The organism is Prevotella corporis DSM 18810 = JCM 8529 (assembly GCF_000430525.1).
Taxonomy (GTDB): domain Bacteria; phylum Bacteroidota; class Bacteroidia; order Bacteroidales; family Bacteroidaceae; genus Prevotella; species Prevotella corporis.
The window spans coordinates 1-26,881 of sequence record NZ_AUME01000040.1 but is presented as its reverse complement, the minus strand read 5'-3'; the positions used below and the strand labels follow the sequence as shown (position 1 = coordinate 26,881).

The 26,881-nt window shown below is 42.6% G+C and carries 26 protein-coding genes; 9 read left to right on the top strand and 17 right to left on the bottom strand.

Annotated features, from left to right (window positions below):
* Window positions 1-289 precede the first annotated feature (289 nt).
* The 4 genes from H515_RS0108195 (at window position 290) to H515_RS0108180 (ending at window position 4,295) form a co-directional block, all read left to right on the top strand.
* Entirely contained in the window at window positions 290-967 is a 678-nt protein-coding gene (locus H515_RS0108195) for a hypothetical protein (RefSeq protein WP_244870069.1), read from the top strand.
* 101 nt (window positions 968-1,068) lie between these two features.
* Window positions 1,069-3,357 (top strand): Tex family protein, encoded by a 2,289-nt coding sequence (locus H515_RS0108190; protein ID WP_025877164.1) that lies wholly within the window; start codon window positions 1,069-1,071, stop codon window positions 3,355-3,357.
* Between the two features lie 3 nt (window positions 3,358-3,360).
* The gene (locus H515_RS0108185; protein WP_025877162.1) at window positions 3,361-3,855 is read left to right on the top strand and encodes an STM3941 family protein; all 495 of its coding nucleotides are present in this window, start codon (window positions 3,361-3,363) and stop codon (window positions 3,853-3,855) included.
* An 11-nt stretch (window positions 3,856-3,866) separates the two neighbouring features.
* On the top strand, window positions 3,867-4,295 hold the full coding sequence (locus H515_RS0108180; protein WP_025877160.1) for a hypothetical protein: 429 nt from the start codon (window positions 3,867-3,869) through the stop codon (window positions 4,293-4,295).
* Between the two features lie 154 nt (window positions 4,296-4,449).
* Here H515_RS0108180 and rplT read toward each other — a convergent pair whose 3' ends face one another.
* From rplT to thrS, 4 genes are all read right to left on the bottom strand, one after another.
* The gene (gene rplT, locus H515_RS0108170) at window positions 4,450-4,794 is read right to left on the bottom strand and encodes a 50S ribosomal protein L20 (RefSeq protein WP_025877158.1); all 345 of its coding nucleotides are present in this window, start codon (window positions 4,792-4,794) and stop codon (window positions 4,450-4,452) included.
* 37 nt (window positions 4,795-4,831) lie between these two features.
* Window positions 4,832-5,029 carry a 50S ribosomal protein L35 gene (gene rpmI / locus H515_RS0108165; RefSeq protein ID WP_025877156.1) on the bottom strand — a complete coding sequence of 66 codons (198 nt, stop codon included), beginning with the start codon at window positions 5,027-5,029 and terminating at the stop codon, window positions 4,832-4,834.
* Window positions 5,030-5,136: 107 nt separating this feature from the next.
* Window positions 5,137-5,811, bottom strand: a complete 675-nt coding sequence (gene infC / locus H515_RS0108160; RefSeq protein ID WP_025877153.1) for a translation initiation factor IF-3 — start codon at window positions 5,809-5,811, stop codon at window positions 5,137-5,139.
* Between the two features lie 615 nt (window positions 5,812-6,426).
* Complete coding sequence (gene thrS, locus H515_RS0108150) at window positions 6,427-8,376, bottom strand: threonine--tRNA ligase (RefSeq protein WP_025877151.1); 1,950 nt, start codon at window positions 8,374-8,376, stop codon at window positions 6,427-6,429.
* A gap of 268 nt (window positions 8,377-8,644) precedes the next feature.
* On the opposite strand from thrS, the gene H515_RS0108145 reads away from it, so the two are divergent.
* Window positions 8,645-9,529, top strand: a complete 885-nt coding sequence (locus tag H515_RS0108145) for a DMT family transporter (protein WP_028901823.1) — start codon at window positions 8,645-8,647, stop codon at window positions 9,527-9,529.
* 267 nt (window positions 9,530-9,796) lie between these two features.
* Here the strand turns inward: H515_RS0108145 and H515_RS13230 are convergent, their stop codons facing one another.
* The 4 genes from H515_RS13230 to H515_RS0108125 are packed head-to-tail and all read right to left on the bottom strand — an operon-like array spanning window position 9,797 to window position 11,989.
* Complete coding sequence (locus tag H515_RS13230) at window positions 9,797-10,462, bottom strand: tetratricopeptide repeat protein (protein ID WP_051274721.1); 666 nt, start codon at window positions 10,460-10,462, stop codon at window positions 9,797-9,799.
* 4 nt (window positions 10,463-10,466) lie between these two features.
* Window positions 10,467-11,027: a peptide deformylase gene (def, locus tag H515_RS0108135; protein WP_028901822.1), complete on the bottom strand. Its 561-nt coding sequence runs from the start codon at window positions 11,025-11,027 to the stop codon at window positions 10,467-10,469.
* A gap of 45 nt (window positions 11,028-11,072) precedes the next feature.
* Window positions 11,073-11,492: a Holliday junction resolvase RuvX gene (gene ruvX, locus H515_RS0108130; RefSeq protein WP_028901821.1), complete on the bottom strand. Its 420-nt coding sequence runs from the start codon at window positions 11,490-11,492 to the stop codon at window positions 11,073-11,075.
* Window positions 11,492-11,989, bottom strand: coding sequence for an SPOR domain-containing protein (locus H515_RS0108125; RefSeq protein ID WP_025877147.1), 498 nt, complete (start codon window positions 11,987-11,989; stop codon window positions 11,492-11,494). The genes ruvX and H515_RS0108125 overlap by 1 nt, the downstream gene beginning before the upstream one ends.
* Window positions 11,990-12,216: 227 nt before the next feature.
* Between H515_RS0108125 and H515_RS0108120 the strand changes: the two genes are divergently transcribed.
* Genes H515_RS0108120 through H515_RS0108110 form a run of 3 tightly spaced genes read left to right on the top strand, consistent with a single transcriptional unit; the run spans window position 12,217 to window position 13,077 of the window.
* Window positions 12,217-12,432: a YtxH domain-containing protein gene (locus tag H515_RS0108120; RefSeq protein ID WP_025877145.1), complete on the top strand. Its 216-nt coding sequence runs from the start codon at window positions 12,217-12,219 to the stop codon at window positions 12,430-12,432.
* Between the two features lie 6 nt (window positions 12,433-12,438).
* Window positions 12,439-12,792, top strand: a complete 354-nt coding sequence (locus H515_RS0108115) for a phage holin family protein (RefSeq protein WP_025877143.1) — start codon at window positions 12,439-12,441, stop codon at window positions 12,790-12,792.
* Between the two features lie 3 nt (window positions 12,793-12,795).
* Entirely contained in the window at window positions 12,796-13,077 is a 282-nt protein-coding gene (locus H515_RS0108110; protein WP_025877141.1) for a hypothetical protein, read from the top strand.
* Between the two features lie 260 nt (window positions 13,078-13,337).
* Here H515_RS0108110 and H515_RS0108105 read toward each other — a convergent pair whose 3' ends face one another.
* The 6 genes from H515_RS0108105 to H515_RS0108080 all read right to left on the bottom strand — a co-directional run bounded on the left by H515_RS0108105 (window position 13,338) and on the right by H515_RS0108080 (window position 20,276).
* Entirely contained in the window at window positions 13,338-15,818 is a 2,481-nt protein-coding gene (locus tag H515_RS0108105; RefSeq protein ID WP_025877139.1) for a bifunctional UDP-N-acetylmuramoyl-tripeptide:D-alanyl-D-alanine ligase/alanine racemase, read from the bottom strand.
* 142 nt (window positions 15,819-15,960) lie between these two features.
* A complete protein-coding gene (locus H515_RS0108100) occupies window positions 15,961-16,380 on the bottom strand; it encodes a Fur family transcriptional regulator (RefSeq protein WP_028901820.1) in 420 nt (139 codons plus the stop codon).
* Between the two features lie 34 nt (window positions 16,381-16,414).
* Window positions 16,415-17,212, bottom strand: a complete 798-nt coding sequence (locus H515_RS0108095; protein ID WP_025877135.1) for a GSCFA domain-containing protein — start codon at window positions 17,210-17,212, stop codon at window positions 16,415-16,417.
* Window positions 17,213-17,549: 337 nt separating this feature from the next.
* A complete protein-coding gene (locus H515_RS0108090) occupies window positions 17,550-18,311 on the bottom strand; it encodes an MBL fold metallo-hydrolase (RefSeq protein WP_025877133.1) in 762 nt (253 codons plus the stop codon).
* Between the two features lie 63 nt (window positions 18,312-18,374).
* Entirely contained in the window at window positions 18,375-19,379 is a 1,005-nt protein-coding gene (gene murB, locus H515_RS0108085) for a UDP-N-acetylmuramate dehydrogenase (RefSeq protein ID WP_025877131.1), read from the bottom strand.
* A 48-nt stretch (window positions 19,380-19,427) separates the two neighbouring features.
* On the bottom strand, window positions 19,428-20,276 hold the full coding sequence (locus H515_RS0108080; protein ID WP_025877129.1) for a DUF4348 domain-containing protein: 849 nt from the start codon (window positions 20,274-20,276) through the stop codon (window positions 19,428-19,430).
* 134 nt (window positions 20,277-20,410) lie between these two features.
* Between H515_RS0108080 and pheS the strand changes: the two genes are divergently transcribed.
* Window positions 20,411-21,451: a phenylalanine--tRNA ligase subunit alpha gene (gene pheS, locus H515_RS0108075; protein WP_025877127.1), complete on the top strand. Its 1,041-nt coding sequence runs from the start codon at window positions 20,411-20,413 to the stop codon at window positions 21,449-21,451.
* Between the two features lie 339 nt (window positions 21,452-21,790).
* Here the strand turns inward: pheS and H515_RS0108070 are convergent, their stop codons facing one another.
* From H515_RS0108070 to H515_RS0108060, 3 genes are all read right to left on the bottom strand, one after another.
* Entirely contained in the window at window positions 21,791-22,807 is a 1,017-nt protein-coding gene (locus tag H515_RS0108070; protein ID WP_025877125.1) for a hypothetical protein, read from the bottom strand.
* Between the two features lie 182 nt (window positions 22,808-22,989).
* Window positions 22,990-23,565, bottom strand: a complete 576-nt coding sequence (locus H515_RS13225) for a hypothetical protein (protein WP_051274719.1) — start codon at window positions 23,563-23,565, stop codon at window positions 22,990-22,992.
* 54 nt (window positions 23,566-23,619) lie between these two features.
* The gene (locus H515_RS0108060; protein ID WP_025877122.1) at window positions 23,620-26,322 is read right to left on the bottom strand and encodes a 3'-5' exonuclease; all 2,703 of its coding nucleotides are present in this window, start codon (window positions 26,320-26,322) and stop codon (window positions 23,620-23,622) included.
* Window positions 26,323-26,881: the final 559 nt, after the last annotated feature.

Here is a 26,881-nt window from a genome sequence, read left to right as displayed (position 1 = left end):
ATCGTCAGATCTGACAAGTGAATTCAGGAAAAGACAAAAGCTCACTTTCCGTGCCACGAAAGGTGAGCAATGAAGTGTTGAAAGGTGAGCTTTCGGAAGATGAAAAGTGAGCTATTGAACTTGAATGGTAAAATTTTTTTACAAACAGTCATAGGCATCCGATATTCGACTAACGACCACATGATTGCGAATGTTCTATGTCCGAATATCAAAAAAAGCGTTACAACGCTTTGTCATCTCCTCCAAAAAATCTACCTTTGTGGTTATTAATCTTAACAAAACCCTACCGATGATTAATTTCAATGCACAGATAATGAATAGTTGCCCGGCAATCAAGGAAGCAACGCCCAACAACAAGCGTGCGTTTCTTGTTCTTATCCTTTGCCTGATGGCGAGCTTCTCTGTAGCACAGGATTCCATTAAAATTACAATTACTCAACCAACGACAGACAGCAACTTACAGGATGTATTGGAATTTGAGAATACCTTTGTAGGACAGTTGGAGTTCGAAGGAAAGTCACTGAATGGAAAGTGTTACACTATCACGCTCGATGAATACAAGGACGGTGAGAAAATCAACACTTCCATCCTGCTTGATGGCACAGAAGATGAGATTTTCCAAATCAAAGGCAGCGATGAGACTCTGAAATTCATTTTTAAATGTTCCAGTTCAAGGCTCAAAACGGTAATCAGGGGTAGATTCTTCGCAAGTAAAAAGAATTACAGTCGTTTGCTCCTCGACGAGGATTTATATGCCGTCAAGGATTTCCTTGGCAACCGACCAGAAATTAAAGTCAGCACAAATGGAAGCCATGCGCTTTTCGCAATAATAACTCCAACCATACATAAAGACGGGAGTGCTTCCTATTGTGAAGTTGCCCAATCGGGCATTGCTCCCAAGGACTTGGGCAAGACTTTTAATATCCAGCATTATTATATAGTGAAAATAGAATTTAAATCGTTCTGAGAAATATTATCAGATGAGGATTTTGACAGTAAAACAACATTAATTCAACAGTAACTACGCTCCACTCCGAAGGAGAGGGGACGGGAGTGAGATCTTTTAATATGAACAAATACACTGCACACATATCACGCACACTCAACCTTTCGGAAAAAAGTGTTGACGCTACGCTGAATCTCTTGGACGAGGGATGCACCATTCCTTTCATCGCACGCTACCGAAAGGAACGCACGGGGAATCTCGACGAAGTGCAAATCACACGCATCAGCGAGATGAACGAGCGGCTCAAAGAACTCGACAAACGAAAGGCAACGATTCTAAAAACAATCAAGGAACTTGAGAAACTCACACCTGAGCTGGAAAAACGTATCGTGGCTTGTTGGGACTCCACAGAACTGGAGGATATCTATCTACCCTATAAGCCTAAGCGACGCACCCGTGCCCAAATTGCCCGTGAACAGGGACTTGAGCCTTTGGCATCGCTCATCATGCTGCAACGCGAGCACGACCCCAAAAGTGCTGCAAAGCGTTTCGTCAAAGGCGATTTGAAGACCGAAGCGGAGGCGCTGCAAGGTGCTCAGGACATCATTGCTGAAATCGTGAGCGAAAACCAACAAACGCGCAACACTGTGAGAGGTTTCTATCGTCGTGAGGCTATCATCACGTCGAAGGTCATCAAGAAGAAGCAAGAGGAGGATGGCGCACAGAAATTCTCTGACTACTTCGACTTTTCCGAACCGCTAAAACGCTGCAATAGCCATCGGTTGCTCGCCATGCGCCGAGGTGAGCATGCGGGGTTTCTCCGTGTGAGTATCTCCATCGATGACGAGACATGCACCGAGCGTATCAAACATCAATACATACATGGCAATGGACCGTGTCAGTCTCTAATCGCTGAAGCCATCGACGACTCTTTCAAACGGCTCATTGACCCAAGCATAGAAAACGAATTTGCCACCATCAGCAAGGAAAAAGCCGACGAGGAAGCCATCAAAGTCTTTACGGAAAACCTCCGCCAACTCCTCCTCTCTGCCCCACTTGGTCAGAAGCGGGTTCTCGCTCTCGACCCTGGTTTTGCCAATGGTTGCAAGATAGCGTGCCTTGACGCCCAAGGCAACCTCCTCCACCATGAAATTATCTATCCGCATCCTCCAAAACGCCTTTACGCTCAGGCCACTGTTGCCCTGCAGCGCATGATTAAGCAATATAAGATTGAAGCCATCGCCATTGGGAATGGTACGGCATCGAGGGAGAGTAAAGAGTTTGTGGAGGAGACAATAGGCAGTCTCCCACTACAGGGGAAAGCCGGAGAGGAGACTAAGACAGAAGTGAGAATTTTCACCGTCAGCGAGGATGGAGCCTCCATCTACTCCGCCTCCCCTACGGCACGTGAGGAGTTTCCCGATGAAGATGTTACCACGCGTGGAGCTGTCTCCATCGGACGACGCCTCATGGACCCATTGGCAGAACTCGTAAAAATCGACCCTAAGAGTATTGGCGTCGGACAATATCAGCACGATGTTGACCAATCGTTGCTCAAGCACTCACTCGATTTAACCGTTGAGAGTTGCGTCAACCAAGTGGGTGTAAATGTAAATACAGCTTCAAAGCACCTCCTGACCTATGTTTCAGGACTCGGACCAGCCTTAGCACAGAGTATTGTTGACTATCGCCGTGAGAACGGACCGTTCACCTCTCGTTCAGAACTCAAAAAGGTGAAACGGCTGGGCGACACTGCATTCCAACAATGTGCAGGTTTCCTCCGTATTCCAGGAGCTGACAATCCACTCGACAATTCATCTGTCCATCCCGAAAGCTACGGCATTGTTGAGCATATGGCAAAAGATCAGGGATGTAGCGTTCAAGAACTGATCGGCAACAATGAGCGTATCAAAAAAATAAAGATAGAGAAATACAATATAACCCATAAAGAAGAGGAGAACGCTGGTACAGGTTTAAAGGAGCAGGACGCACCATTCCCCGGACCGTCCCCACATAATCTCAATGGAAGGCAAAGCACACGACGTAGTGAAGATGGCGAAGATATAGGGCTCTACACACTCCGTGACATCTTGAAGGAGCTTGAAAAGCCAGGGCTCGACCCACGTGGCGAGGTCGAAGTATTCGAATTCGACCATAACGTACATACTATCGATGACCTTGTGGAAGGCATGGAGCTTCCTGGTATCATTACCAATATCACCAAATTCGGTGCATTTGTTGATATTGGTGTCCATCAGGACGGACTCATTCACATATCCCAACTCGCCGATAAGTTCGTGAGCGACCCCACGCAAGTTGTCCGCCTACATCAGCATGTCAGAGTACGTGTTACACAAATCGACAACAGACGTAATCGTATCGGGCTCAGTATGAAACATATAAAACAATAAACTATGGCTTGGAAGAAAATCAAAATCTATCTCATCCTAATAGCCTTCGCCCTTGTATCTATCTTTCTGTGGAATAAGAGTGCCACCCTAACAGGCTTTGACTTTTGGAAAATGAGAATCGTCTCCATTATTACCCTCACTTTCTTCGGAGGCGGTGGGTTATTTATGGCCTATAAGGAAATCTCCCTCAAACTCAAGGGCAAGAAGGTCATAGAATTTACCGATGAGGGGATTATCTTTGGAACAGAGAAATCTATACCTTGGAGAAATATTAATGGCTTTTCATGGCAATCCTTTGGCGATATGATTCTGATTTACACAAAAAATCCAGAGCAAGAAATAGCCCAAGAGAAGAATCGATTCAAGCGAAAGGTGATGCAATTCAATCTCAATTATACTGGCGCACTTTACGCTTTCTCCACATCTCAAATGGAAGGGAATAAAGACCAGATACTCGACTTATGCGAAATGGAACTAAAGAGGCACACTGAAAATTGATTGAGCGAAGGATGATCCACGACTTTATATACAAGCCTTTCAAGCTTATCCTCATCCATACTGGAGCCACGATAAGATATCTCTACCATCGCATGGTGCTTAAAGAGAAGTACAGTTACCATGCCTTCATTATCAATCCCCCCCACTTCGACTACGAATACACCTCCTACAAAGAAGAATTTGAGAAGTGGAAACACAAGCAAAACAAATCACGCAATATGCTCACGTCCGGACAGGAGTTAGAACTGGAAGAACTCCTAAAGCAGGGTATGACCAGAGAGGAGGCGCTCACCCTCATGCACTACAGTGGAGACATTGAGCCCATCGATACCAACATCTACCCCAGAGATCCAGAATACTTCACCAACCGGACGTTTGATGGAATTTTAGGCTTCATCGCCATTTTAGCGATAATCATCATAGTGAGTTTTTGCCATTAATGGCAATTGTATTTTTGACAAGTCGTTGGCATTTGACTCACAAAGGCTATTGTGATATAGGATTTTCAAATAAAAGCACAAACAAAAAGGCTGATATCCACATTGAATATCAGCCTTTCAATATCACGATACCCCTCTGTTGAGGGTTACATTTCTACTTTACCTTGTCGATGATAGCCTTGAACGCCTCAGGATTGTTGGCAGCAAGATCCGCAAGGACCTTACGGTTGATTTCGATTTCATTTTTGCGAAGTGCGCCCATCAACTGACTGTAGCTCATATCGTAAAGACGAGCAGCAGCATTGATACGCTGAATCCAGAGTGCGCGGAAGTTACGCTTCTTGTTACGACGGTCACGGTATGCATAAGTCAAACCTTTTTCATAGGTATTCTTAGCAACTGTCCAAACATTCTTACGAGCACCAAAGTAACCTTTGGTCTTCTTCAAAATTCTCGTTCTCTTTGCTTTTGAAGCAACATGATTTACTGATCTTGGCATAGTTTTCTTTCCTTTTAATTTGTTTGACTAATGTGAATTAACGAAGATTCAACAGGTCACGAACCTGCTTCATGTTGCTACTGTCCACAAGTGTTGAGTGAACGAGGTTTCTCTTCTGCTTCTTTGTTTTTTTAGTCAAGATGTGACTGTGGTAAGCTTTGTTACGCTTAATCTTACCTGTACCGGTGAAACTGAATCTCTTCTTTGCACCGGAGTTTGTCTTCTGCTTTGGCATTTTTTTAAAATTTTAAAATTATTATTATTCATCTGTGGCAACGTATATACCAAGACGTTACGCACAGGCATCTCTCAATGTCTTCTTCTGCGAAGATATATTGAAATTTATTCTTGTTTTAATTTGTCAAGTGCATCAGCACCATTCTTTGCATTGGCAAAAAGCCCGTTGTCAGTTATGGGTTCGGTTTTCTGACTTTCTGCTTTAGCATTGTTTTCGGCCTCTTCTCGGTCACGTCGCTGCTGGCTTTTCTTAGTCACACCACTTTTTTTTGGTGTAAGGTAGAGAAACATTTTCTTTCCCTCGAGCTTAGGCAACTGCTCTACCTTTGCAAGTTCCTCCAAGTCGTTAGCAAAGCGGAGAAGTAACACTTCTCCCTGTTCTTTAAAGAGGATTGAACGACCACGGAAAAAAACGTATGCACGCACTTTATTACCATCGTTAAGAAATTCCTGAGCATGCTTTAGCTTGAACTGGTAGTCATGCTCGTCAGTTTGTGGGCCGAAGCGTATTTCTTTCACCTCTTGCTTTACCTGCTTCTGCTTCATCTCTTTCTGATGTTTCTTCTGCTGGTAAAGGAACTTTGAATAGTCGATGATACGACAAACAGGAGGTTGTGCGTTGGGAGATATTTCCACTAAGTCAAGCCCTTCATGGTGAGCCTGTTCGAGAGCTTTGCGAGTGGGCATCACTTCAGCTCCCCCATCACTTACCACACGTACTTCCCGAGCGCGAATTTGTTCGTTCACTCGGTACTGAAACTTCATTTTGTCATTCTTCATTCAACTATATCAAATTGTTTTAATTGATTAAACGGCTGCAAAGTTACTATTTTTCAATATATTATCCAAATATTTTGAATACTTTTCGTTGTTTATAGCAATAGTGTCCTAAATATTTTTCCGAAAACTCACAAAACATCGCATAAATCATAAGACTTAACGTGTTTTCTTTCAAATCATATATGGCATATTCCTCCACTTCGTTTTCAGGTGTTGGTAAACAGACGCTAGATAGCAAACATACGACCTGACCAGCATCATGAAATAACATTACAAAAACCGTGTTGGGGGACTCACTTTGTAATCTATTGATAATCAACATGATATTGATTACGATTTAAAAGCTTAGCTTTTTCATTCCAATTCATGACCTTTTGCAGTGCAAAAGGTAAGTTTTTAGAAAGTAAGAGCTAAGGAAAAGATTACTTGAATACTTTTTCGTACATGATAAATTGTTCTATTTATTGAAAAGTTGCTTTCATAGCAATAGTAAAGATTCGTTCATGAAATATCCGTAACATCATAACAGTTATTATATTAATAGTCTCGCACAGCTGTGCGAGACTATTATGATATAAGCATTGTTCAGATAATTCACAATGTTCAAAATCTATTTTAATCCAAATTCTTCATTTGCTCGGCAACTTCATCATTGATGCGTTTCGCAAAATCGGCCATTGGCATAGTTGCCTGTTCCCCTCCACCTTGCACTCGCATGGACACAAGACCTTCGTTTTTTTCCTGTTCACCGACAATTACCATATAAGGGATACGCTTTAACTCATTATCACGAACCTTACGACCAATCTTTTCGTTACGATCATCTACAAATACGCGAACATTCTTGGACTCAAGGAATTTCTTCACCTCATCGGCATAATCATTATACTTTTCGGATATTGGGAGAATAGCCACCTGATCAGGAGTAAGCCACAGAGGGAAGTGTCCGGCGGTATGCTCGATCAAAACAGCAGTGAAACGTTCCAATGAACCGAATGGTGCACGGTGAATCATCACTGGGGTCTGTTTGCTGTTGTCCTCGGCTGTATATTCAAGTTTGAAACGATTAGGCAGATTGTAATCCACCTGTATGGTTCCCAACTGCCAACGACGTCCGATGGCGTCTTTCACCATGAAGTCAAGTTTTGGACCGTAGAATGCAGCCTCGCCTATCTCAACCCGGGCCTTTAATCCCTTTTCTTTACAAGCTTCCTTGATGGCATTCTCGCTCTCTTCCCAAACATGATCAGAGCCTATATATTTCTCTTTGTCCGCAGGGTCTCGAAGTGAGATTTGTGCTTCATAGTTCTCAAACCCAAAGGTGGTAAATACCTTTTGTATGATATCAATAACGTCTTCAAATTCCTTCTTCACTTGTTCGGGACGAACGAATAGATGCGCATCGTCCTGTGTGAAAGTACGCACACGCGTCAAGCCGTGCAGTTCGCCACTCTTTTCATAGCGGAATACAGTTCCGAACTCTGCAATACGGAGCGGAAGGTCCTTATAAGAGCGTGGCTTGTTAGCAAATATCTCACAATGGTGAGGACAGTTCATTGGTTTAAGCATATATTCCTCGTCCTCCTCTGGAGTTTGAATCGGCTGAAAGGCATCCTTGCCATAATGTGCATAGTGTCCAGACGTTATATAGAGATTTTTTCCACCAATACCTGGTGTTATAACTTCCTGATAGGCATAGGGACGCTGCAACTTACGAAGTACCTCTTGCAAGCGGAGACGAACCTGAGTTCCCTTGGGCAGCCAGATGGGGAGTCCCTTGCCTACTCTATCAGAGAACATGAAAAGTTCCATTTCTTTACCTATCTTTCGATGGTCGCGCTTCTTTGCCTCCTCCAACATGAGGAGATACTCGTCCAGCATCTTCTTCTTCGGGAACGTGATTCCGTAAATACGTGTCAGCTGGTCACTCTTGGCATCGCCACGCCAAAAGGCACCGGCTACACTTGTCAGCTTCACTGCTTTGATAGCTCCTGTGGACACAAGATGAGGACCGCGACACAAGTCGGTGAAATTTCCTTGTGAATAGGTAGAAATCGTTCCATCTTCCAAGTCTTCTACGATATGTTCTACCTTATAAGTCTGCCCATCAGCTTTAAATTCCTTCACAGCTTCATCTTTCGCAACGTTACGACGAACTATGGGAGAATCTTTTCTCGCCAGTTCAAGCATTTTCTTCTCTATCTTCGGGAAATCATTCTCAGAAATCGGAGTACCATCAGCAGTCTGTACGTCATAGAAGAATCCGTTTTCTATTGCAGGACCGAATCCGAATTGAATTCCAGGATAGAGCTCCTTTAACGCCTCAGCAAGCAAGTGAGCTGAAGAATGCCAGAAGGTATGCTTTCCTTCTTCATCCTCAAACTTATAAAGTGCTATTGTAGCATCCTCATTAATAGGACGGTTAAGTTCCGTCGTTACACCATTCACCCCACAAGATACAACGTTGCGGGCGAGAGCCGGTGAGATACTCTCTGCGATTTGTAATCCAGTTATGCCCTGTTCGTACTCACGAACCGAACCATCTGGGAATGTGATTTTAACCATAATACAAATTAGTTTTTATAAATCAATACTGTGGCAAAGGTACAACTTTATGGTGAGAACGGGTAAGATAAATCTTAGAAATATCAATTTAAATCAAGAGAACAGGTAACGAAACAGCGACGAATTCCTCTTATTAAGCACTTCAAATAGCCAATAAATATAAAAAAATCATTTTTTTAAATCTTTTCGTTGAATTTATATTAGTTTTTTATTCATTTATTCTTATCTTTGCAGCATGGAATCAAATACTACTACACAACCAAGCGCTATGCGGAATCTATTTTATCACTTAGTTGCCCTATTCGTAGTCATCGTATGGGGTGTAACTTTCGTAAACACACGTGTACTCGTCGATGCTGGGCTGAATCCACAAGATGTGTTTCTGTTGCGTTTCACAATTGCTTACATTTGCATTTGGTTCATTTCGCCAAGAAAGGTGTTCTGCGGAAACTGGAAAGACGAAGTCATGATGCTGATGTTGGGTGTACTGGGTGGTTCTCTTTACTTCATTACAGAGAACTATGCCGTCAAACTCACCTATGTAAATGACGTGAGTTTCATTGCCAACACATCTCCACTATTGACAGTAATCATTGCACTCATGTTCAGCAAAAAAGTGAAGTTTAGTTGGATGCTTGCCATAGGCTCTATCATGGCTCTTATAGGATTAGGATTTGTGATATTCAAGGACCATTTTGAGCTGAACATAAAGTCACTCGGCGACCTTTTAGCTTTAGCCGCTGCAATTAGTTGGGCTTTCTATTCGCTATTGATCAAGAAAGCTGCAGATCGCTATTCATCAGTATTTATCACCCGTAAAGTATTCATCTATGGTGTACTTACAACCTTACCCATGTATTTGGTAGAGCCTTGGACCTTCCCTCTTAAGGACTTCCTCAATCCTAATGTTTGGGGCAACCTGATATTCCTCGGCCTGATTGCATCTTTCGTTTGCTTTGCTTTATGGAGCTGGGTAGTAACAAAATTAGGCGCACTGAAAACAGCAAACTATATTTATTTGAGTCCTATAGCAACAGTTGTCGCAAGCTATTTCATTCTTGGTGAAGAAATGGTACTGATGTCGTACATTGGCAGCGCATTGATTCTCGGTGGTGTATTTATTGCCAATCAGGCGAAGAATGTTGACTATTGAAAAACTAAGAAATATCAACTTAAAAGAACCTTTATACCTGTATTGCCTAGGCTAAAGAATATCGGCATCTTAGCTTCCAAGCTATGATGCCGAGTTCTTATATTATCAAAGATCAATTATTGAATCGTCTGTTGTGTGTAAATCTCAATTAACCGTCTTACTCTTCGTCCCCAATACATTTATTGTAAAGCACAGACATATTAAGAGTCGAAATCAGATATGGATAAAAACAGTTACCGCTTGTCAAATCATATAAGTAATACACAACTAAAACAAATTCTGATTATCGGTTTTCGGCTTACCATTATCCTTTGGTTTTTCCAGCGGCATTCGCTTCATCAACCACGTGCTTCTGTTCAAAGTTTTAAGTTTCAACAAATCCACCTGAGATGGCGGATGGAGTTTTCGCTGTGCTTTTCTACCTGACTTTATTTCCTCGCGTAGTGAAAGAGCTTCTTTAAAAGAAGGCCACCTATCTAATATGTGATTGATTTGTTTAAGCGACTCTTCACGATTGCTGCTCATAAAGTAGGAATAGGCCCTATTATACCAAAAGTCCCTGTTGCCTGGATTTATTTCAAGTGCTTTTGTATAAGCAACAATGGCACTATCGAATTTCTCCTCACGAATACACGTCATCCCGTAAAGCTCGAAAATATCAGCAATATAGGGCTGTAGTGCCAAGGCTGCCTTGCAGTCTTCATGAGCCCCATGAAAATCTTCCAAATGATATTTCGACAAAGCCAACAAATACCATGCCTCGTATAGATTCGGTTTTAAGGCTACAATACGAGTGAATATTTGCATTGATGCTACGTAGTACCCCATGTCCAGCGTGCGTCGCCCCTCTTCCATCAACTTTTTTATATTGTATTGTGCAGAGGCTGGCAACGTAAACAAAGCTATCAGGGATAACACGATGCAACGCAGCATGAACTTATCTCCTCGCAGGCTTAACTTTATAGGCGCATTGGAAGCGCCCAGAGAGTAAAGCTTTCATCTTCTTGGCAATCATCTGTTTGCGGAAAGGAGACACATAATCCGTAAAAACCTTTCCATCTATGTGGTCAAACTCATGTTGTATGACTCGTGCCAAATAGCCTGTGACCCATTCATCGTGCTCTTCTAAATTCTCATCCACATACCTTACATGTATTCGCGTGGCGCGTGTAATATTTTCATGAATACCTGGAAACGAAAGACATCCTTCCTCCATGGTTTCTGTTTCAGATTCATCGCGCTCCAAGATGTGCCCATTGATAAAGGCATGCTTAAATCCTTTGTATTCAGGAAAATGCTCTGAAATAACATCCAAGTCAATCACTACTAACCTGATGGATTTGCCTATTTGAGGAGCAGCAAGCCCTATCCCGTCACTTGCTGTATTTGTTTCAAACATATCCCGTATCAGTTTTTGTAAGTTAGGGTAGTCCATTGGAATATCCTCAGCTACTTGTCTCAACACGGGTTGTCCGTAAGTATATATCGGTAATATCATTCTCTTAAAAATATTGTACTTCTGATAATATATCAGGAAAGCAAATTACAAACCTTTGGATCTCATGTAGTCCTGTAGTATGATTGTGGCGGAAATCTCATCTACCAGCCCCTTGTCTTCACGCCTTGTCTTCCTCTTAATCCCGCCAGCTATAATGGCCTGATGTGCAATAGTTGAGGTAAAACGTTCATCGTAGTACTCAATAGGAATATCGGGCAATGCCTTGCGCCAACGGTTATAGAACTGTTCAACCCGAGCAAGGTTCTCACTCGGCTCTCCATTCAATTGCAAAGGACGCCCAATAACAATTCTCTCGACCGATTCCTTATGAACATAATCATTCAAGAAGTCGAAAAGTTCAGACGTAGGAACAGTCACCAAGCCATTGGCAATAATCTTCAATGGATCGGTGACTGCTATACCTGTTCTCTTCTTTCCGTAATCTACCGAAAGTATTCTACCCATTATTTAGAAAGCAACCATGCGTCGGCATATTGAGAACGCAACTGGTTTCGGCTCTGAACGGCAGAAGCCTTGCTATCGTATGTTGACGCAACAACACGATACATATTATTGCCAGAATTGTAAGCAATCTGTGCATCGTAGCCAGCGCTCAGCAAACGCTGCTGCAAACCATCAGCATTAGCTTTAACGCTGAAAGAGCCAACAACAACGCTATAAGTCTTCAGGCCAGACCCTTTGACAACAGAAACATCCTCACGGCGAACTGCCTCGTTGTCATAATTGTCAACCACGCGAGTTTCGGTAACAGGTTGTGTCTCAACTGGAGCAACAACAGGTGCATCTGATGACTCTGTTGAAGTCTCTGGAGCTGTATAACCTGAGCGTTCCTGTGCCTTAGCCTTTTCATAAGCCTTCTTGTAAGCACTTTCACTTGATTTACAACTAGTAAAAGCCATAGCGACACACATTGCTGCGCTTAAAATCATCAATTTCTTCATACTCTTTTAGTTATTTGCTGATTACACTTAAAATCAATTTTTATCATGCGAAGTTACAAAATAAGATGCAAAACATAAAAATTACCGTATCTAAAGTTTGTTAAATAAACTATTTACAAGTTTTTTAACACAAAATATAATACAATTGAGAGATTTACCAAAAAGATTTATTATATTTGCGAATGATAACTAACAATTAATTTTCAACTTATTAACAAGAAAGAATTATGAAGACTTTAGGTTATATTGGCGCATTCCTCGGTGGCGCAATCGCTGGTGCAGCTCTTGGTATATTGATGGCTCCTGAAAAAGGAACAGAAACACGTACAAAAATCTCTGATGCTGTTGACGGCTTCTGCAAGAAACATGATATCAAACTAAGCCGCAAGGAAGCAGACGAATTTGTAGAGGACATCAAGGACGCAGCTTCAGACGTACTCTAATAAATTATGTTCTCAAACGACAACAACGTAGAGACCATTGCCCAGCTCATTGAGGTGGCAAAGCATTATATCGGACTTCAATCAGAATACGTGAAGTTAGATGTAATAGAGAAAGTGGTGAAAATACTTACTGCTATTGCCTTGGTGTCGGTATTTGCAGGATTGCTCACCATTTCTCTTATCTATCTCTCCTTTGCGGCTGTTTATGCAATGGAACCATACATCGGTTCATTGGCTATAGCCTTCCTCATCGTTGGTTTTGTCTATGTAGTATTTATCATTTTGTTCATCCTTCTTCGCCACCGTCTTGTGGAGCGTCCACTCGTGAAATTCCTGGCAGGAATCTTAATGTCAAAATAGCCCATGTTCAACCGTTCTAATCATAACGAACCTGTATATAAGACCTTGGGCGAGATAAGATTACGCAAGGCACAGTTGCTTACCGACATAACGAAGGACAATAACCGCATGACGGATTTGTGGAATGATGTCTTCCACAAGCCAAAGGACAATTCTACCCCTACCCAACGTTTTTCAGGGTTCATGAATACAGGGGCAGGTATCATAGATGGATTGATTCTCGGCTGGAAACTCTACAGAAAACTCAGAGGACATCGTAAATCAAAAATAATAGGATTATTCTGAAAGAAATAGTAATGAAAAAGAAACAATTCAATGAATTTACTGTTTGATCATGTAAATTCATTGAATTGTTCTTTCCGATTATCCGTATTTCGTAACCTTTCTTTTGTAGGCAACTTTGCGAACCGCATTGTTATGCGTTAGTATGCAGTCCACTGAAATATAAAAGAGTCTTACTACACCCTGACTCCAATAACTTCCTCCAGCCCAAGTCTTTCTATTCCCCTATGTTTCTTCAACTTGACTATTTGCCAGCGAGCATCTTAATCTTGGTAATACACGCGCTTCACACGATTGCTGACATTCGTAAGCACTTCATAAGGAATGGTTTCAAGTACATCACTAAGAATAGTGACAGGCAAATGGTCACCAAAAATCTCAACACTGTCACCTTCCTTGCATTCAATTCCAGTCACATCAATCATGGCAACATCCATGCAAATATTCCCAACATACGGCGCATGCTGACCGTTTACGAGGCAATAGCAATGACGATTTCCCAACTTACGGTTCAAGCCATCGGCATATCCGATAGGAATGGCAGCGATAACACTGTCCCGCTCAATTTTCCCCTTGCGCGAATAACCTACCGTATCGCCGGCTGGCACATACCGCATCTGAAGAATCGTTGTCTTTAACGTAGATACATTGTTTATGATTTCATTGTTACGGGAATCAATGCCATAGAGTCCTAACCCCAGACGGCACATATCCAACTGTCGTTCAGGGAAGTGCTCAATTCCAGCAGAGTTATCAATGTGTCGCAATATCTTATGGTCAAAAGCCGATTGCAGCATCTTGCTAGCTTCATCGAACAACTTGAACTGAATTTCGGAAAAACTATCAAAGTCGTCGCTATCAGAACCCACAAAATGTGAGAACACTGATCGAGGAATAATAGCGCTCTGCTGTTTCAAGCGGGCTATAAGTTCGTTCATCTCTGTCTTAGGATTAAAGCCCAAACGATGCATACCCGTATCGAGTTTAACATGTACTGGGTAGCCTGTAATTCCTTCTTTTTGAGCAGCTTTCACCAGCGCATCGAGTAGGCGGAAACTGTAAACTTCAGGTTCCAGTTCGTAATCGAAAAGTGTTTTGAAAGAGCTCATTTCAGGGTTCATAATCATAATATTGCTCGTGATGCCATTTCTGCGAAGAGTTACCCCCTCGTCGGCAACGGCAACGGCAAGATAATCAACCCGGTGGTCTTGCAAAGTCTTGGCAATTTCCACGGCACCAGCACCATAGCCATCAGCTTTTATCATACAAACAAGTTTGGTTTCCTGCTTTAAGAAAGAGCGGTACCAATTCAAGTTGTCCACAACGGCATTCAAATTCACCTCTAACACCGTTTCATGAACCTTGTTTACCAAAAGTTCCGTCAACTGGTCGAATCCGAAAGAACGAGCGCCCTTCAACAGGATCACCTCATTCCTTAATCCCTTGAACACGTCACTATTGATAAATTCGGATACCGTTGCAAAAAAGTACTTCTCTTGCAATCTGGAGAAGGCATCGCTTTCACTCCGCAAGGCCTCACCGATGCCAATGAATTTTTCCACTCCTCTCTTCTCTGCGAGATCGGCAACTTCTGGATAAAGATTATTTTTTGTCTCTCCACTCTGCAAGATATCACTCAGAATCAACGTGCGTTTACGTCCCTTATGATCAGGACGACGGTTCATAAAGTCAAGAGCTATGTCCAGTGAGTTTATGTCTGAGTTGTATGAATCATTGATCAGGGTGCAGCCGTGCTGACCTTCCTTCACCTCCAGTCGCATAGCCACAGGCTCAAGATCAGCCATTCGCCGTGCCAGATCATCGGGTTTAACTCCCAAATAGAGTGCAACCACCGCGCAAGTTATCGAATTTCCGACACTTGCCTCATCAATGAAGGGCAAGGTGAATTTCCCTTTTAGGCTATTCTGCCAGCGATAGGTGATAGTAGTGGTAATATCTTGTTTTTCTATTGACTCAACATAGAACGAGGCCTGGTCATATTCGACCGACCACGAAAGCTTGGTTCCCGAATAGCTGAGCGACTGCATGCACTCAGTAACGACTTTTTCGTCCAGAGAGTAAACAATGGCTTCTGTATCCTTGAAAAGGAGCATTTTTTCCTTGCACTTTTCATCCAAAGACGTGAAGTTTTCCTGATGAGCATCACCCAAGCTGGCCATCACACCGATAGTGGGACGGATGATTTCCTGCAAGCGCCTCATTTCCCCTGGCTGACTGATTCCCGCCTCAAATACTCCCAATTGAGTATGCTCATTGAGCAACCAGACCGACAGCGGAACACCAATCTGCGAATTGTAACTCCGGGGCGAGCGCGTAACGGTCAGTTGTGGAGACAACAACTGATAGAGCCATTCTTTCACCATTGTCTTCCCATTTGACCCGGTAATACCTATGACGGGTATTCTAAACTCCGAACGGTGACGTTCAGCCAATCGCTGCAAAGCCTCCAACGAGTCAACGACTTTCAGAAAGTTAGTTTGCGGGTACAGCTTTTCATAGTCATGTGGAACATCCTGAACCACGAAGTTTCTAACCCCCCGACGATAAAGCTCTGGTATATAATGATGTCCGTCGTTACGATCCGATTTCAAAGCGAAGAAGATTGTTTCTTCGGGAAAGCATAACGACCTGCTGTCCGTCAACACAAACCCAACGTTGGCATCTACATTACCCAATCTTTGTGCCCCGACAAGGACTGCTACTTTTTCAATAGAATAATTCATTTTACCAATTGTTGAAAGTTACTCCCAAACACAAGTTGACAAAAAAGACTTGCTGATGGATTGCTCTTATTTTTCAATGCAAAGGTAATCAAAAAGTGAATAGCTTGCTATCTTTAACTTCCTTTTTTACCTTTTTTTATTCCTATAAAACCTTCTTTTTAGCACACGACGGACAACGGCCTTTCACCATGTAGTTGATGCTCGTTTGCATATAGCCTTCAGGAAGTTTCACTTCTGGAATCAACAACTCTGGCAGACAATAGGTACGATGACAAAATTCGCAGTAGAAATGTACATGCATGTCGTCGTCCACTTCATGGCTGTCACTCAAACATAGTTCGTATCTGACAACGTCGTTGCCATCTTCTACCTGATGAACCAAATGCTTTTCACGAAAAAGCATCAACGAGCGGAATACACTCGACTTGTCGATGGTCTGTAACTTAACTTCTATCTCTTTCATCGACATCGGATAATCCGCAGCAGCCATCGTCTGGGCAATGACTATTCTATTTGCCGTCGGCTTTATCCCATGTCGTGCAAGTAAATCAATTATATTCATTGTCTGTTTAATTAAGTCCCCAAACGGGGAAAAATCAGGAAAGGTGATATCTCATTTCAAGTTGTCTCGCTTTCTCCTCTGCCTTCGCTATAAACCCCTTGTATTCCTGACTTTCAGGATTGAACGGCCTGTGAGCAAAAGCCTCTTTGACAGGCCTCCACTCTTCAAGGAACTTTTTGGCATCAGCAGAGAAATATCTCTCCACCAATCGTTCCCAAATATACTCAACTGCTTGTTCATTTGGATGAAGCATATCTGATTTGTAGAAACGATAGTCGCGAAGCTCATCATTCACAATCTCATAGGCAGGAAAATAAACCACGTTGTCTGAATTTGCTCTCACAACTTCATTGGCTGCCATCAAGAGTGTTGCCTTAGAAAGCTGACTCTCATGGTAACCGTACTTGGCATAACGGATAGGGCTCACTGTCAGAATTATATGCACATCAGGATTGACTGCCTGCAACAATTGAATGGCCTTGTCGAGATAGGCTGCACATTCCTCTATCGACAGTTCGCTTTCGTCGAACAAATACTGTGGTCGCTTGCGACAATTATCGACGATTTCACCCGTTGTCTTTTCAATATAGACGTGGTTTGTACCCAAAGTCATTACGACCGTTTGAAAAGGGTCTGCCATTCTCTCTACCGTATGAAGCACAGAGGCAGGATTGTACATCACGCCAAACGGGTTGACAGTCGCCTGGAAATGTTCCTCAACAAAACGCTTTCCTATATTAGCGGCAAAACACGAACCTACGAAGAGCATGTGCTCGCCAGGGCGAATCTCAAAATTGGGTTTTGGTATATCAACTTTCGTTCTAAATTCCATACAATACAAAGGTAATATTTTTCATCAGGAATACACAGAAACCTAAAGATTTTTTCGTTTGCTATTAGGAATCGGTCATTTTGAACCACCATTTGTCAATAAAAAACGACATATCATTTTTTATGAAACGACCATGTGAGACATATTAATTTCACATCAAAAGGTTTCACACCACAATAGGTCAGGTATCGCCAATCAAAAGGTGAGCCTTTAGGATGCGAAAGGTCAATTTTCTCATAACAACTCACAACCACATAATTATCACAGGTTTAGAACATGTTAAAATTTGATAGTTTCCTAATGCATTATAAGTGACTTACAAAGCCATGAAATGAGGCTAAACATCCAAAACCAAACCATCATAGGCCAGAAAAACATTGGCAGGCAATCGCTTTGAGGCTTCCTGATGAAGGCCGATTTTATCAGTGAGATGTGTCAGATAGGTTGTCTTCGCCCCGACCACTTTACTGAAAGCAATGGCATCAGGCACCAATTGATGCGAATGATGCTCACGTTCCCAGCGCAATGCGTTCACCACAAGCGTTTCAACACCTTCCAAGTATTTGAGTTCGGAAGAAGAGATTGTTTTCATATCGGTGATATAGGCAAGCTTTCCAACTCTGTATCCGAGGATGGGTAGCTCATCGTGCATCACCTCAAAGGGCATCACCTCTACACCACCGATTTTCAATAACTTGTGAGCCTCTATGGAATGTAGATTCAATTTTGGAACTCCTGGATAAAGATGGTCTGCAAAGCAATATGGTAAATTATGCCTCAAACCGAGGCAAGTGGATTCATTGGCATACAAATCCACGTCGCCCAATTTGCAATAAGGGCGCAAATCGTCGATTCCACCTACATGGTCGTAATGGATATGCGTAATAAGCACACCATCTATCTTGTGAAAAGGAATGGGAAGAATTTGCTGACGGAAATCTGGTCCGCAATCAATCAATATACGGGTGTCTTCGACCTCAAGAAGAGCAGACGTGCGTAAGCGCTTGTCCCTTGAGTCATTGCTCCGACAAACTTCACAGTCGCAACCAATTACCGGAACTCCATTGGAAGTTCCTGTACCTAAGAATCTCAGTTTCATAACCTATTTCAAAACCTAAAGACAATCCAAACGAAAAATTTAGAATGTATTTGTCTTTGATGCTTATCTTATATTTACCTCTGGGTAAATCTTAATTCCGAACTTAGCCTTGACATCTTTTTGAATAGCCTCACATAAGTGGAGTACCTCCTGTCCGGTAGCACCGCCTCTATTGACCAAAACTAAAGCCTGCTTCTCATAAACACCTACATTGCCTACCGTTCTACCTTTCCAACCACATTGTTCTATCATCCAGCCCGCTGGAATCTTCTCATGTTCAGCGTCTATGGTATAATGAGGCATTCCCTCATATTGTTCAGAAAGCTCTTCATATTTCTTGCGCGAGACGATGGGGTTCATGAAAAAACTACCGCCATTTCCCAATTCTTTCGGGTCAGGAAGCTTGGCATTGCGTATCTCAATGATGGTGTCTCTCAACTCTTGTGGCGTTGGATTCACAATGTCTTTCAACTCCAAAGCAGCGCGGATGTTACCATAATCCAGTTTCGGGCGATAGGTTCGAGACAGACGATAGGTTACCGACGTAACCAAATACTTATCACGCCATTCATGTTTGAACTTGCTCTGTCGATAACTGTATTCACAATCGGCATTCTTAAAACGACAGAGTGTCCCAGAGGCAATCTCTACAGCCTCTACTTCTTCTATCATATCCTTAGCCTCAACACCGTAAGCACCAATATTTTGTACTGCGCTTGCTCCTACCTCACCTGGGATTATCGACAGGTTCTCAGCACCATAGAGCTGATTTTCAACACAATATGCCACAAACTCGTCCCATTCGAAGCCCGACCCGCACTTCACCCGTTCCTCATCGACCTGTTCAAGATAGTTGATGCCTGAATGAAGCACCGTGCCCTGATAGTCACCAGTGAGCAAAAGATTACTCCCACCTCCGAGAATAAGCAATGGATGGTCTGCTAAAGTAAGCTGTTTTACAATTTGTTGCGCCTCTTCGACTGATTCATATTCAATAAACCTCCGGCATTTTACATCAATACCGAAGGTGTTATGTTTTAAAAGACTATAATCTCTCAGATCTTTCATAATTCGAATCTTTTCATTCTCTTGGAAAGCGTATCAAGAAAACACCCTTTAATAAGCGTAAATCTTTACTAACTTCCAGGAATTGCCTTTCTTTTTGAATACAAGTTGGGTTTCAACTCCGTTTGAAAGCCCACGGAAAGTCAGAATTTTCTTGTTGCTTTCCTTGTATTTCTGTCCATAAAGAATATTGTAAATCATATCACCAGGTACTTCAGGCAAGAATGAACTCCATTCTCCAGCGGGGATAGTCGTATTCACATTGCTTGCATCCTCATTGTTAGGGTCAGGACCAGAGTATGGAAGAGGATTTTTTACATTTGATAGGCTCTTTCCTGCAAAAAAATTTTGCAAGAATTTCAGGAACGAAGCATTATGATTTGACGAGAATCCAACATTTTTAATCTGATGCATTTTCCACGAACCATCCTGATGATCAAAACAATATTGCTCCACAAGACCTTTTCTCAAAAATATTTTTTCAACAATTACCGTATCAAGGTCTGTGGATTTGGCCAATTCTGCTTGCTTCTCATCATCAAAAATCAAGGTATAATAACCTTGTGGACGAAAGAAACGATCAGTTTTCCAAGCATTGCGCTCTATCTGAACACATTTGCCGTTAGTCGTTACAGACAATGGGAATTTAATGCGGGCGCGCTGTAATTTCTTATTAGCAATGAAATTGAAGAAAAAATCATCAAACAATTGATCGGCTGCCTTAGGCATCGGTGTCTCAGCAATAATAGCTGTGGTAGAATCCACTGTGTCAGCCGTATCAACAGCAACAGAGTCAACCGATGGAGTATCAACAGACTCTGGCTTTTTGTTGGTACACCCAGTGGTAACAGCCACCATTACTGCACAAATAATTACGACAAATAAAATAGATTTTCTCATATTCATATTCAGTTCTCAAATTTGATGCAAATGTACGATAATTATTTCTAATAATATAGTAAAAGCATAATTTTCTCATGGTGGGTTTTCGTGTTCAAATTATAAATTGTATCTTTGCACTAAAATTTAAGAACATGATCTTAGAAAAGATAGAAGAATTACTGAAAGAAGTAAGTACCATATCGGCAAAGAACGCTGAAGAAGTTGAACAACTTCGATTAAAATATCTTAGTAAAAAAGGAGAGATTAACGCGTTGATGAGTGAATTTCGTAACGTTGCCGCAGACCAGAAGAAAACTGTTGGCATAAAGATCAACGAACTCAAAACCCTTGCCCAAGACAAGATCAACGAAATCAAGGAGCAGCTGGCTACCAAAGAAGCCAAAAGCGACGATATCGACTTAACACGCACTGCTTACCCAATAGGATTGGGTACTCGTCATCCGCTAACGATTGTGAAAAATGAGATTATAGATATCTTTGCCCGCATGGGATTCACACTCTATCAAGGTCCAGAGATAGACGATGACAAGCACGTGTTTACGATGCTCAACTTTGCAGCCGACCATCCAGCCCGTGATATGCAAGATACGTTCTTCATTGAGCGAAGCAACACGATGGATGTGACCAAGAACGTTCTCCTCCGCAGTCACACTTCGAACGACGAGGCTCACTATATGTCCACTCATGAGCCACCAATCCGAGTGCTTTGCCCTGGCCGTGTATATCGCAATGAAGCCATTTCGGCACGTGCACACTGCTTCTTCCATCAGGTTGAGGGACTCTACGTTGACAAGAACGTTAGCTTCACCGACCTGAAGCAAGTACTTCTCACCTTCGCTCGTGAGATGTTCGGAGCAGACACCAAGATTCGACTCCGCCCAAGCTATTTCCCTTTCACTGAGCCAAGTGCCGAAATGGACATCAGCTGTAACATCTGCGGTGGAGAAGGCTGCGGATTCTGCAAACACACTGGCTGGGTTGAGATTCTCGGCTGTGGTATGGTTGACCCTCATGACCTTGAGGCTTGTGGCATAGACTCAAGCGTTTATACTGGTTATGCTTTTGGAATGGGTGTTGAACGTATAGCCAATTTAAAATATCGCGTTAGTGATCTCCGCATGTTCTCTGAGAATGATGTACGATTCTTAAAAGAATTCGAAAGCGCACAGTAAACCTCTTCTTCCCTCTCCCATCGAGAAAGGCAACTGCCAACTGCACGAAGGAGAGAGAAAAAGAAACAAAAAAGGTAAAAAGCGATTAGATTGCTTTTTACCTTTTTTATTTTATTGATCTGCCTTAGCTGAATTTTAGCCCAAAAACAGTTATTAGACCACACGCTCACAATTGGTTGATAACAATATGGCTTATCACCTGATTTAACTCTCTTGTCGTCAACTACCTTGCATTTTCTCTGCTTCTATTCACTATGTCTTCAAAAGCACGACAAACAAGCTGATCGGTAGTCAAATAAAATCAGCACAGACGTTAATGACCGGTTTGAGGTTAATCTGCTATTTTGAAGGAACAAAGTCATGCTTTGCCCTCATAAGTGCTTTGCTCAAGGCCGGTACATTGGGCAGAAGCTCAACTGCCTCCTTGCTATTTTTGATCTTCATCTGCCGCTTGGCTTCGTCTTTTGTCAGATATTCAGCCTCTACGGTATAGAAATCCTCAACATAGTTATAGACAACCTCTTTCTTCTTTACACTGGAATTGACTGAATAGAACGTATGGCTGAGGGATAAATCGCCCATGGTGTATTTTCCATCTTCCCGATACGGTGTGAACATCTGCCCAACGCTTATATAATTAAATTTGAACTTTACCACAAAGAATTTGAACTTGACCGTATCTCCTGCTATGGCGTCGGGAATCTCAATTAAAGAATGATTGCCCCCAGGCATATCGTACTGAATTCCAAACGGCTGACCAGCTTTCATGATTTTCCAGACTGTGGCATCTGCTGTCTTGGAAACGACCTTTTTATCTTTGGCCACCAAAGGCTGACGCTCAAAAAGGTTCACTTTCGTTACATCATAAGATTTGGTCATACCCTTAGCCATGAGTTGTCGCAACCCCTCAGTACGATACTTTATCTTTCCTTTTCCATTGATTGGGATGAAATACTCCACGACTCCCTCCGTAATGAACGTGAGATTCTTATTCTCGAATTGATAGTTTCGTTGCCAACCTCTCAGTTTCACATAGTCGGCCTTAGGTTTATCCTTTCCTCGTACTGAAACCGAACTGACAATAGGGGTCATCTCCAGATTCTCTTCCGCTCCCCCATTAACCTGAAATTCGACAGGTTCGAAGGCGGAATGCACTACATCAATCTTTCCAACCGACAGCATTTCGTCGGTCAACATGCCGTCCTCTTTGGTTATTCCCAACAAATGCCCCTCTGAGTCCATCACCAAAGCGCCACCAACCGGTGTATGTGTGACGCTGTTTGTCAAAATCTTCTGCGCCTTTGACTCTAATCCTAAAAGACAGAGGATTATCAATATAAAACATAGTCTTTTCATAAGTATCAACTTTAATAATCATATTCTACAAAGATAGTCAAATATTTCCTCATTATAAACATTCGTTTAGTATTATAAACATTCGTTTAGTATTATAAACATTCGTATTTGTTATGTAACAAATTCAATAAATAATTTCCAAAATAAAAGAAATCACGCCATCGTTTCAACCTACTTGTGAGTTATTTCCTTAATGGTATTTTCCCTACAAATACCCATCTGGAAACAGCTTTATCTCTATTTCTATACTCCTTTTTACAAAATATGGTATCGCCTTGTACCCAGTCGATAGGGAATTTCTTATGTTGAAAGCTCACATATTCATCATTTCGATAAAGATTCATCTTAATATAAGGCTTATCTTCCTTAAAATAGCCACCAGTTTCACGCAGTTCGTCTGTTGGGAAATCTAATATCAGAACTCCCTCTGTCAGTCCTTCTGCAGAGATTGTATGCGATAATTTCCCATTCGTATAAATCCAGCCATGCCCAACTGTATAAAAGGTTCCACTAATAGAGATAGGGGCCGTGTTGTTATCATACTCATAACATTTGAGCACCATGATATCATTCTTAAACTCCTTCAAGACCGTCCATTGGTCAGGAAGGTGAGTCGCATCAACCTCTAATACTTCACTATTGTCACTAACTGTATCGGTAGAAGTAAAATCACCTCCAACAACTTGATTTCTCACCACTTTCTGTGAAATACAACCCAAAAGACACAGGCAAATCACAATTAATAACAGCTGCTTCATATCGCATTACTATTGATTATCCATTGCATATCCTTGTCACTGACGAAAAAATAACTAACGGGTGATGTCAAAATACCCATGCACCTCATTCATAAACGGTGTCAACTCACGATTATGAATACCGCCATACCTATCCTTACTTGTCATGGCATACGCAATATAGAGCCGGCGCTTGGCACGAGACATAGCCACATAGAGCTTGCGTGCGTCTTCCTCATCATTCTTCTTGTTCTTGTTGAACGAATTTGGATAACGGCCATTGGCAGCATCGAAGACGATAACATTGTCGAATTCCAGCCCCTTTGCCTTGTGAACTGTTGTAACATATACGCGCTCACGAATGCTTCGGCTATTACAGAAGTCGCTCTCTTTCAGTGTACTGATATCCATCATATAGTAAGCCAGCTGCTCGACAAGCGCATTCGGGACATGATCGTCAGTGAGCATGTCCATCGCAAGATAGCGAAGCACATAATCCAAGCGGTCGATCGCATCGATGACTCCCATCTCAAAGAAGTAATCGTAGGCCTGTTTCATTGCTTTTACCAGGGCTTTCTCGCCATCAGCTGCCTGCGCATAGCGACCATTATAGGTCGAAACGAACAATTCCTGATAGGCCGAGCGGAATTTGCGGACGTATGGAATCACCCTGGGATGGGCGAGAAAGGCCTGCTGTTCGGCAACTTTCCCAGCCGACTTCTCAGCACAGAGGCGGACAAGGCTTACCGTTGCGCCCACATCATCTATTGCTCGATGGGAGTTTTCACCAACAAGGTTAAAGCGTTCGAGCAGCGACTCCAATTTGTACGAGGCGAGATTACCTTCCAATAGCCGCATGAGTTTCAAGGAATCGAAGTATCGGTTGGGACGTTTGCGCATGGACAAACCGAGGTGTTGCCGTAGATTATTGTCGAGAATGTTGTAATCGAAGTTTACGTTATGGCCTAAAAGCACAGCATTGCCCAAATAGTCCAAGAAGCGCTTCAAAGCCTCCTGTGGCGAAAGCAGTTCGCCACGATTGAGCTTCGAGTGATAAAGTTCGTACAATGGGTTATCTACATCACCCAATTTCTTCAATATCGGCCGCTTGGTCTCTATATAGAGGTCGAGAGGCTCGCCCGCAATCACACCATTGCGAATCCTCATTGCCGCAATTTCGATGATGTCATCCTCAAACACGTTCAAGCCTGTGGTCTCTGTATCGAAAACAACGATTTCCTCATTGTTGTATGTTTCAAGAAAGTCGGCCACATACGTGCCATCCTCATAAAGCAAAAGGTCGGTTGGTGACATCGCCAATTTCTTCAGTTTGTGAACGAAACGTCGGGCGAGGGCATTCGACTCGAACACTTTAGAGCCTTTCAATATGCGCGTCCACGAAAGAAAGTTGTGTTCGTTGCCCAATACGTTCAGGTGAGCCATCAGCAACTTCACACTGGTAGTATCGAAAAGGTCGCGTCCCGACACCTTGAAATGATTGAGTTGGATTCTGGTCATCGCCTTGCTGAGCCTGTCAGCATCGGCATTCGAGCTGACAATGACCGCCGTCGTCTCACGCTCGTTTTCAGTATAGAGACGCAATGCCATGTCGGCGACATCCTCCAGTTCGGTCTCCATTGAGCTACTGGGCATTATCAGCAAGTCACCCGTTTGCGCTTTCACATTGTTGTCGGTCATGGGCAGTAGCTCACGGTCGATTTTCATCTGCTTCTCTGCATAGTCGTTGAACACATCGAGCAAGTACTTGGGCGACCGGTGGTTACGCAACAGGTGATGAATGTTGCCCTTGCAACGCATCTTCAATATTGTCAACGTCTCAAGCTTGGCTCCCATGAACGAGAAAATCGCTTGCTGTTCGTCGCCCAAATACATCACCATTGGTTGCTCTTTCTTCGTCAACAGGTCAATGATGGCGAGTTGCATACCGTTCAAATCCTGCACCTCATCTACTTGAATCCACGGATAGCGCTTGCAACTTTCGTCTTTTTTGTATATGTCGTAGGTCAACAGAAGCAAGTCCTCAAAGTCGAGCATGTGGTGTTCGGACTTATACTGCTCGTAACACGACGCATAATACATCTTCCAAAGCAGATGGCGCATCTTGTTGGCCAGCTTCCAATCGAGCCTCGGTGCGTCAGCGTCGTCAAGATATAGCTGGGCGTTGCGATAGATTTGCAACACCGCCTGCTCGTTGTATTCCATGCGCTGCAATCTGCAAATCTCCTTCACCGCATCACGATCGTCGTCAGTGAAGCTCTCCGGATGAAGGAAATACTGCCAAGGATGGCCGTTCCTCATCTGATAGATCATGTGCGAGAAGAAAATAATCTCCTGATAAGCCTTGTAGCGATTGAAGTCGCCTATCACTCCTTCCTCGCTCTCATTTCGATAATCGGCAATGATACTCACGGCCTCTTCATCGTCGATGATTGATGTGTCGGCCTCTACCCTATTCTCCTCAAACAAGAATTTGGAACAAAAATGATGCACGTTTCCTACCTGCAGTTTCTCCAACTCAACATCATCGACCACCGAACGAATGCGATTCAGCATCTCCCTTGCTGCCCGATTGGTGAACGTCAGGCAAAGCATATCGTCATAATCCACCCCACGCGCATGTGCATAACGTATTCGTTCAGCCAAAATATGTGTCTTGCCACAGCCAGGCGAGGCCAAAACGAGGTGGTAGCCACTGCTTGCCTCTACTACGGGAATCTGACTTTTGTCCAAGGTCTCTATATCATTGATTGTTTCCATCAGTATCAATTAGGTAGTGTTATTATATCAATGTATGCAAAGGTAATAAATATTTCCAACAATAGCCCGATGACAAAGAAGAATAGTAGCTATAGTGAGGGAATTGAAAAAAGCCCAATGAATGGTTTACGAAAAGTCAAACGCTACGCTGTCATAACCTATTAATTTTCAGCGCATTACATTTACCATTGCAAAAGGTGAGGTTTCGAGTTGCAAAAGGTGAGGTTTCGAGTTGCAAAAGGTGAGGTTTCGCCATGCAACTAATCCTTGAAAATGAAAAAAAGTAGAAGTTGTGGTAAACTAATTGATAATGAGGAAGAAAACGGAATAATTTGCATAGAAGTGCTCTTTTCAAAAAGAGTTATAATATGCAGATTTAGGCAGAAGTTCAGTTACCAAACCGTTACCCGATTTAGTCATAGGTAACGATGGAGCAATGTTCGGTAACTGAATTATTTTCGCTCGTGTGGCTGTTGCTGCGGTTGGCAGTTTTCTGCATAAGTGAGGAACGCTTTGAAATTGGTAATTTTACCGCAAAACATCAAAGCGTATGAAAACA

What these genes read in the sequence shown, in the direction of transcription:
- H515_RS0108195 (WP_244870069.1), top strand. Translation starts at nt 290, where the DNA reads ATGATTAATTTCAATGCACAGATAATGAATAGTTGCCCGGCAATCAAG.
- H515_RS0108190 (WP_025877164.1), top strand. Translation starts at nt 1,069, where the DNA reads ATGAACAAATACACTGCACACATATCACGCACACTCAACCTTTCGGAA.
- H515_RS0108185 (WP_025877162.1), top strand. Translation starts at nt 3,361, where the DNA reads ATGGCTTGGAAGAAAATCAAAATCTATCTCATCCTAATAGCCTTCGCC.
- H515_RS0108180 (WP_025877160.1), top strand. Translation starts at nt 3,867, where the DNA reads ATGATCCACGACTTTATATACAAGCCTTTCAAGCTTATCCTCATCCAT.
- rplT (WP_025877158.1), bottom strand. Translation starts at nt 4,794, where the DNA reads ATGCCAAGATCAGTAAATCATGTTGCTTCAAAAGCAAAGAGAACGAGA.
- rpmI (WP_025877156.1), bottom strand. Translation starts at nt 5,029, where the DNA reads ATGCCAAAGCAGAAGACAAACTCCGGTGCAAAGAAGAGATTCAGTTTC.
- infC (WP_025877153.1), bottom strand. Translation starts at nt 5,811, where the DNA reads ATGAAGAATGACAAAATGAAGTTTCAGTACCGAGTGAACGAACAAATT.
- thrS (WP_025877151.1), bottom strand. Translation starts at nt 8,376, where the DNA reads ATGGTTAAAATCACATTCCCAGATGGTTCGGTTCGTGAGTACGAACAG.
- H515_RS0108145 (WP_028901823.1), top strand. Translation starts at nt 8,645, where the DNA reads ATGCGGAATCTATTTTATCACTTAGTTGCCCTATTCGTAGTCATCGTA.
- H515_RS13230 (WP_051274721.1), bottom strand. Translation starts at nt 10,462, where the DNA reads ATGCTGCGTTGCATCGTGTTATCCCTGATAGCTTTGTTTACGTTGCCA.
- def (WP_028901822.1), bottom strand. Translation starts at nt 11,027, where the DNA reads ATGATATTACCGATATATACTTACGGACAACCCGTGTTGAGACAAGTA.
- ruvX (WP_028901821.1), bottom strand. Translation starts at nt 11,492, where the DNA reads ATGGGTAGAATACTTTCGGTAGATTACGGAAAGAAGAGAACAGGTATA.
- H515_RS0108125 (WP_025877147.1), bottom strand. Translation starts at nt 11,989, where the DNA reads ATGAAGAAATTGATGATTTTAAGCGCAGCAATGTGTGTCGCTATGGCT.
- H515_RS0108120 (WP_025877145.1), top strand. Translation starts at nt 12,217, where the DNA reads ATGAAGACTTTAGGTTATATTGGCGCATTCCTCGGTGGCGCAATCGCT.
- H515_RS0108115 (WP_025877143.1), top strand. Translation starts at nt 12,439, where the DNA reads ATGTTCTCAAACGACAACAACGTAGAGACCATTGCCCAGCTCATTGAG.
- H515_RS0108110 (WP_025877141.1), top strand. Translation starts at nt 12,796, where the DNA reads ATGTTCAACCGTTCTAATCATAACGAACCTGTATATAAGACCTTGGGC.
- H515_RS0108105 (WP_025877139.1), bottom strand. Translation starts at nt 15,818, where the DNA reads ATGAATTATTCTATTGAAAAAGTAGCAGTCCTTGTCGGGGCACAAAGA.
- H515_RS0108100 (WP_028901820.1), bottom strand. Translation starts at nt 16,380, where the DNA reads ATGAATATAATTGATTTACTTGCACGACATGGGATAAAGCCGACGGCA.
- H515_RS0108095 (WP_025877135.1), bottom strand. Translation starts at nt 17,212, where the DNA reads ATGGAATTTAGAACGAAAGTTGATATACCAAAACCCAATTTTGAGATT.
- H515_RS0108090 (WP_025877133.1), bottom strand. Translation starts at nt 18,311, where the DNA reads ATGAAACTGAGATTCTTAGGTACAGGAACTTCCAATGGAGTTCCGGTA.
- murB (WP_025877131.1), bottom strand. Translation starts at nt 19,379, where the DNA reads ATGAAAGATCTGAGAGATTATAGTCTTTTAAAACATAACACCTTCGGT.
- H515_RS0108080 (WP_025877129.1), bottom strand. Translation starts at nt 20,276, where the DNA reads ATGAGAAAATCTATTTTATTTGTCGTAATTATTTGTGCAGTAATGGTG.
- pheS (WP_025877127.1), top strand. Translation starts at nt 20,411, where the DNA reads ATGATCTTAGAAAAGATAGAAGAATTACTGAAAGAAGTAAGTACCATA.
- H515_RS0108070 (WP_025877125.1), bottom strand. Translation starts at nt 22,807, where the DNA reads ATGAAAAGACTATGTTTTATATTGATAATCCTCTGTCTTTTAGGATTA.
- H515_RS13225 (WP_051274719.1), bottom strand. Translation starts at nt 23,565, where the DNA reads ATGAAGCAGCTGTTATTAATTGTGATTTGCCTGTGTCTTTTGGGTTGT.
- H515_RS0108060 (WP_025877122.1), bottom strand. Translation starts at nt 26,322, where the DNA reads ATGGAAACAATCAATGATATAGAGACCTTGGACAAAAGTCAGATTCCC.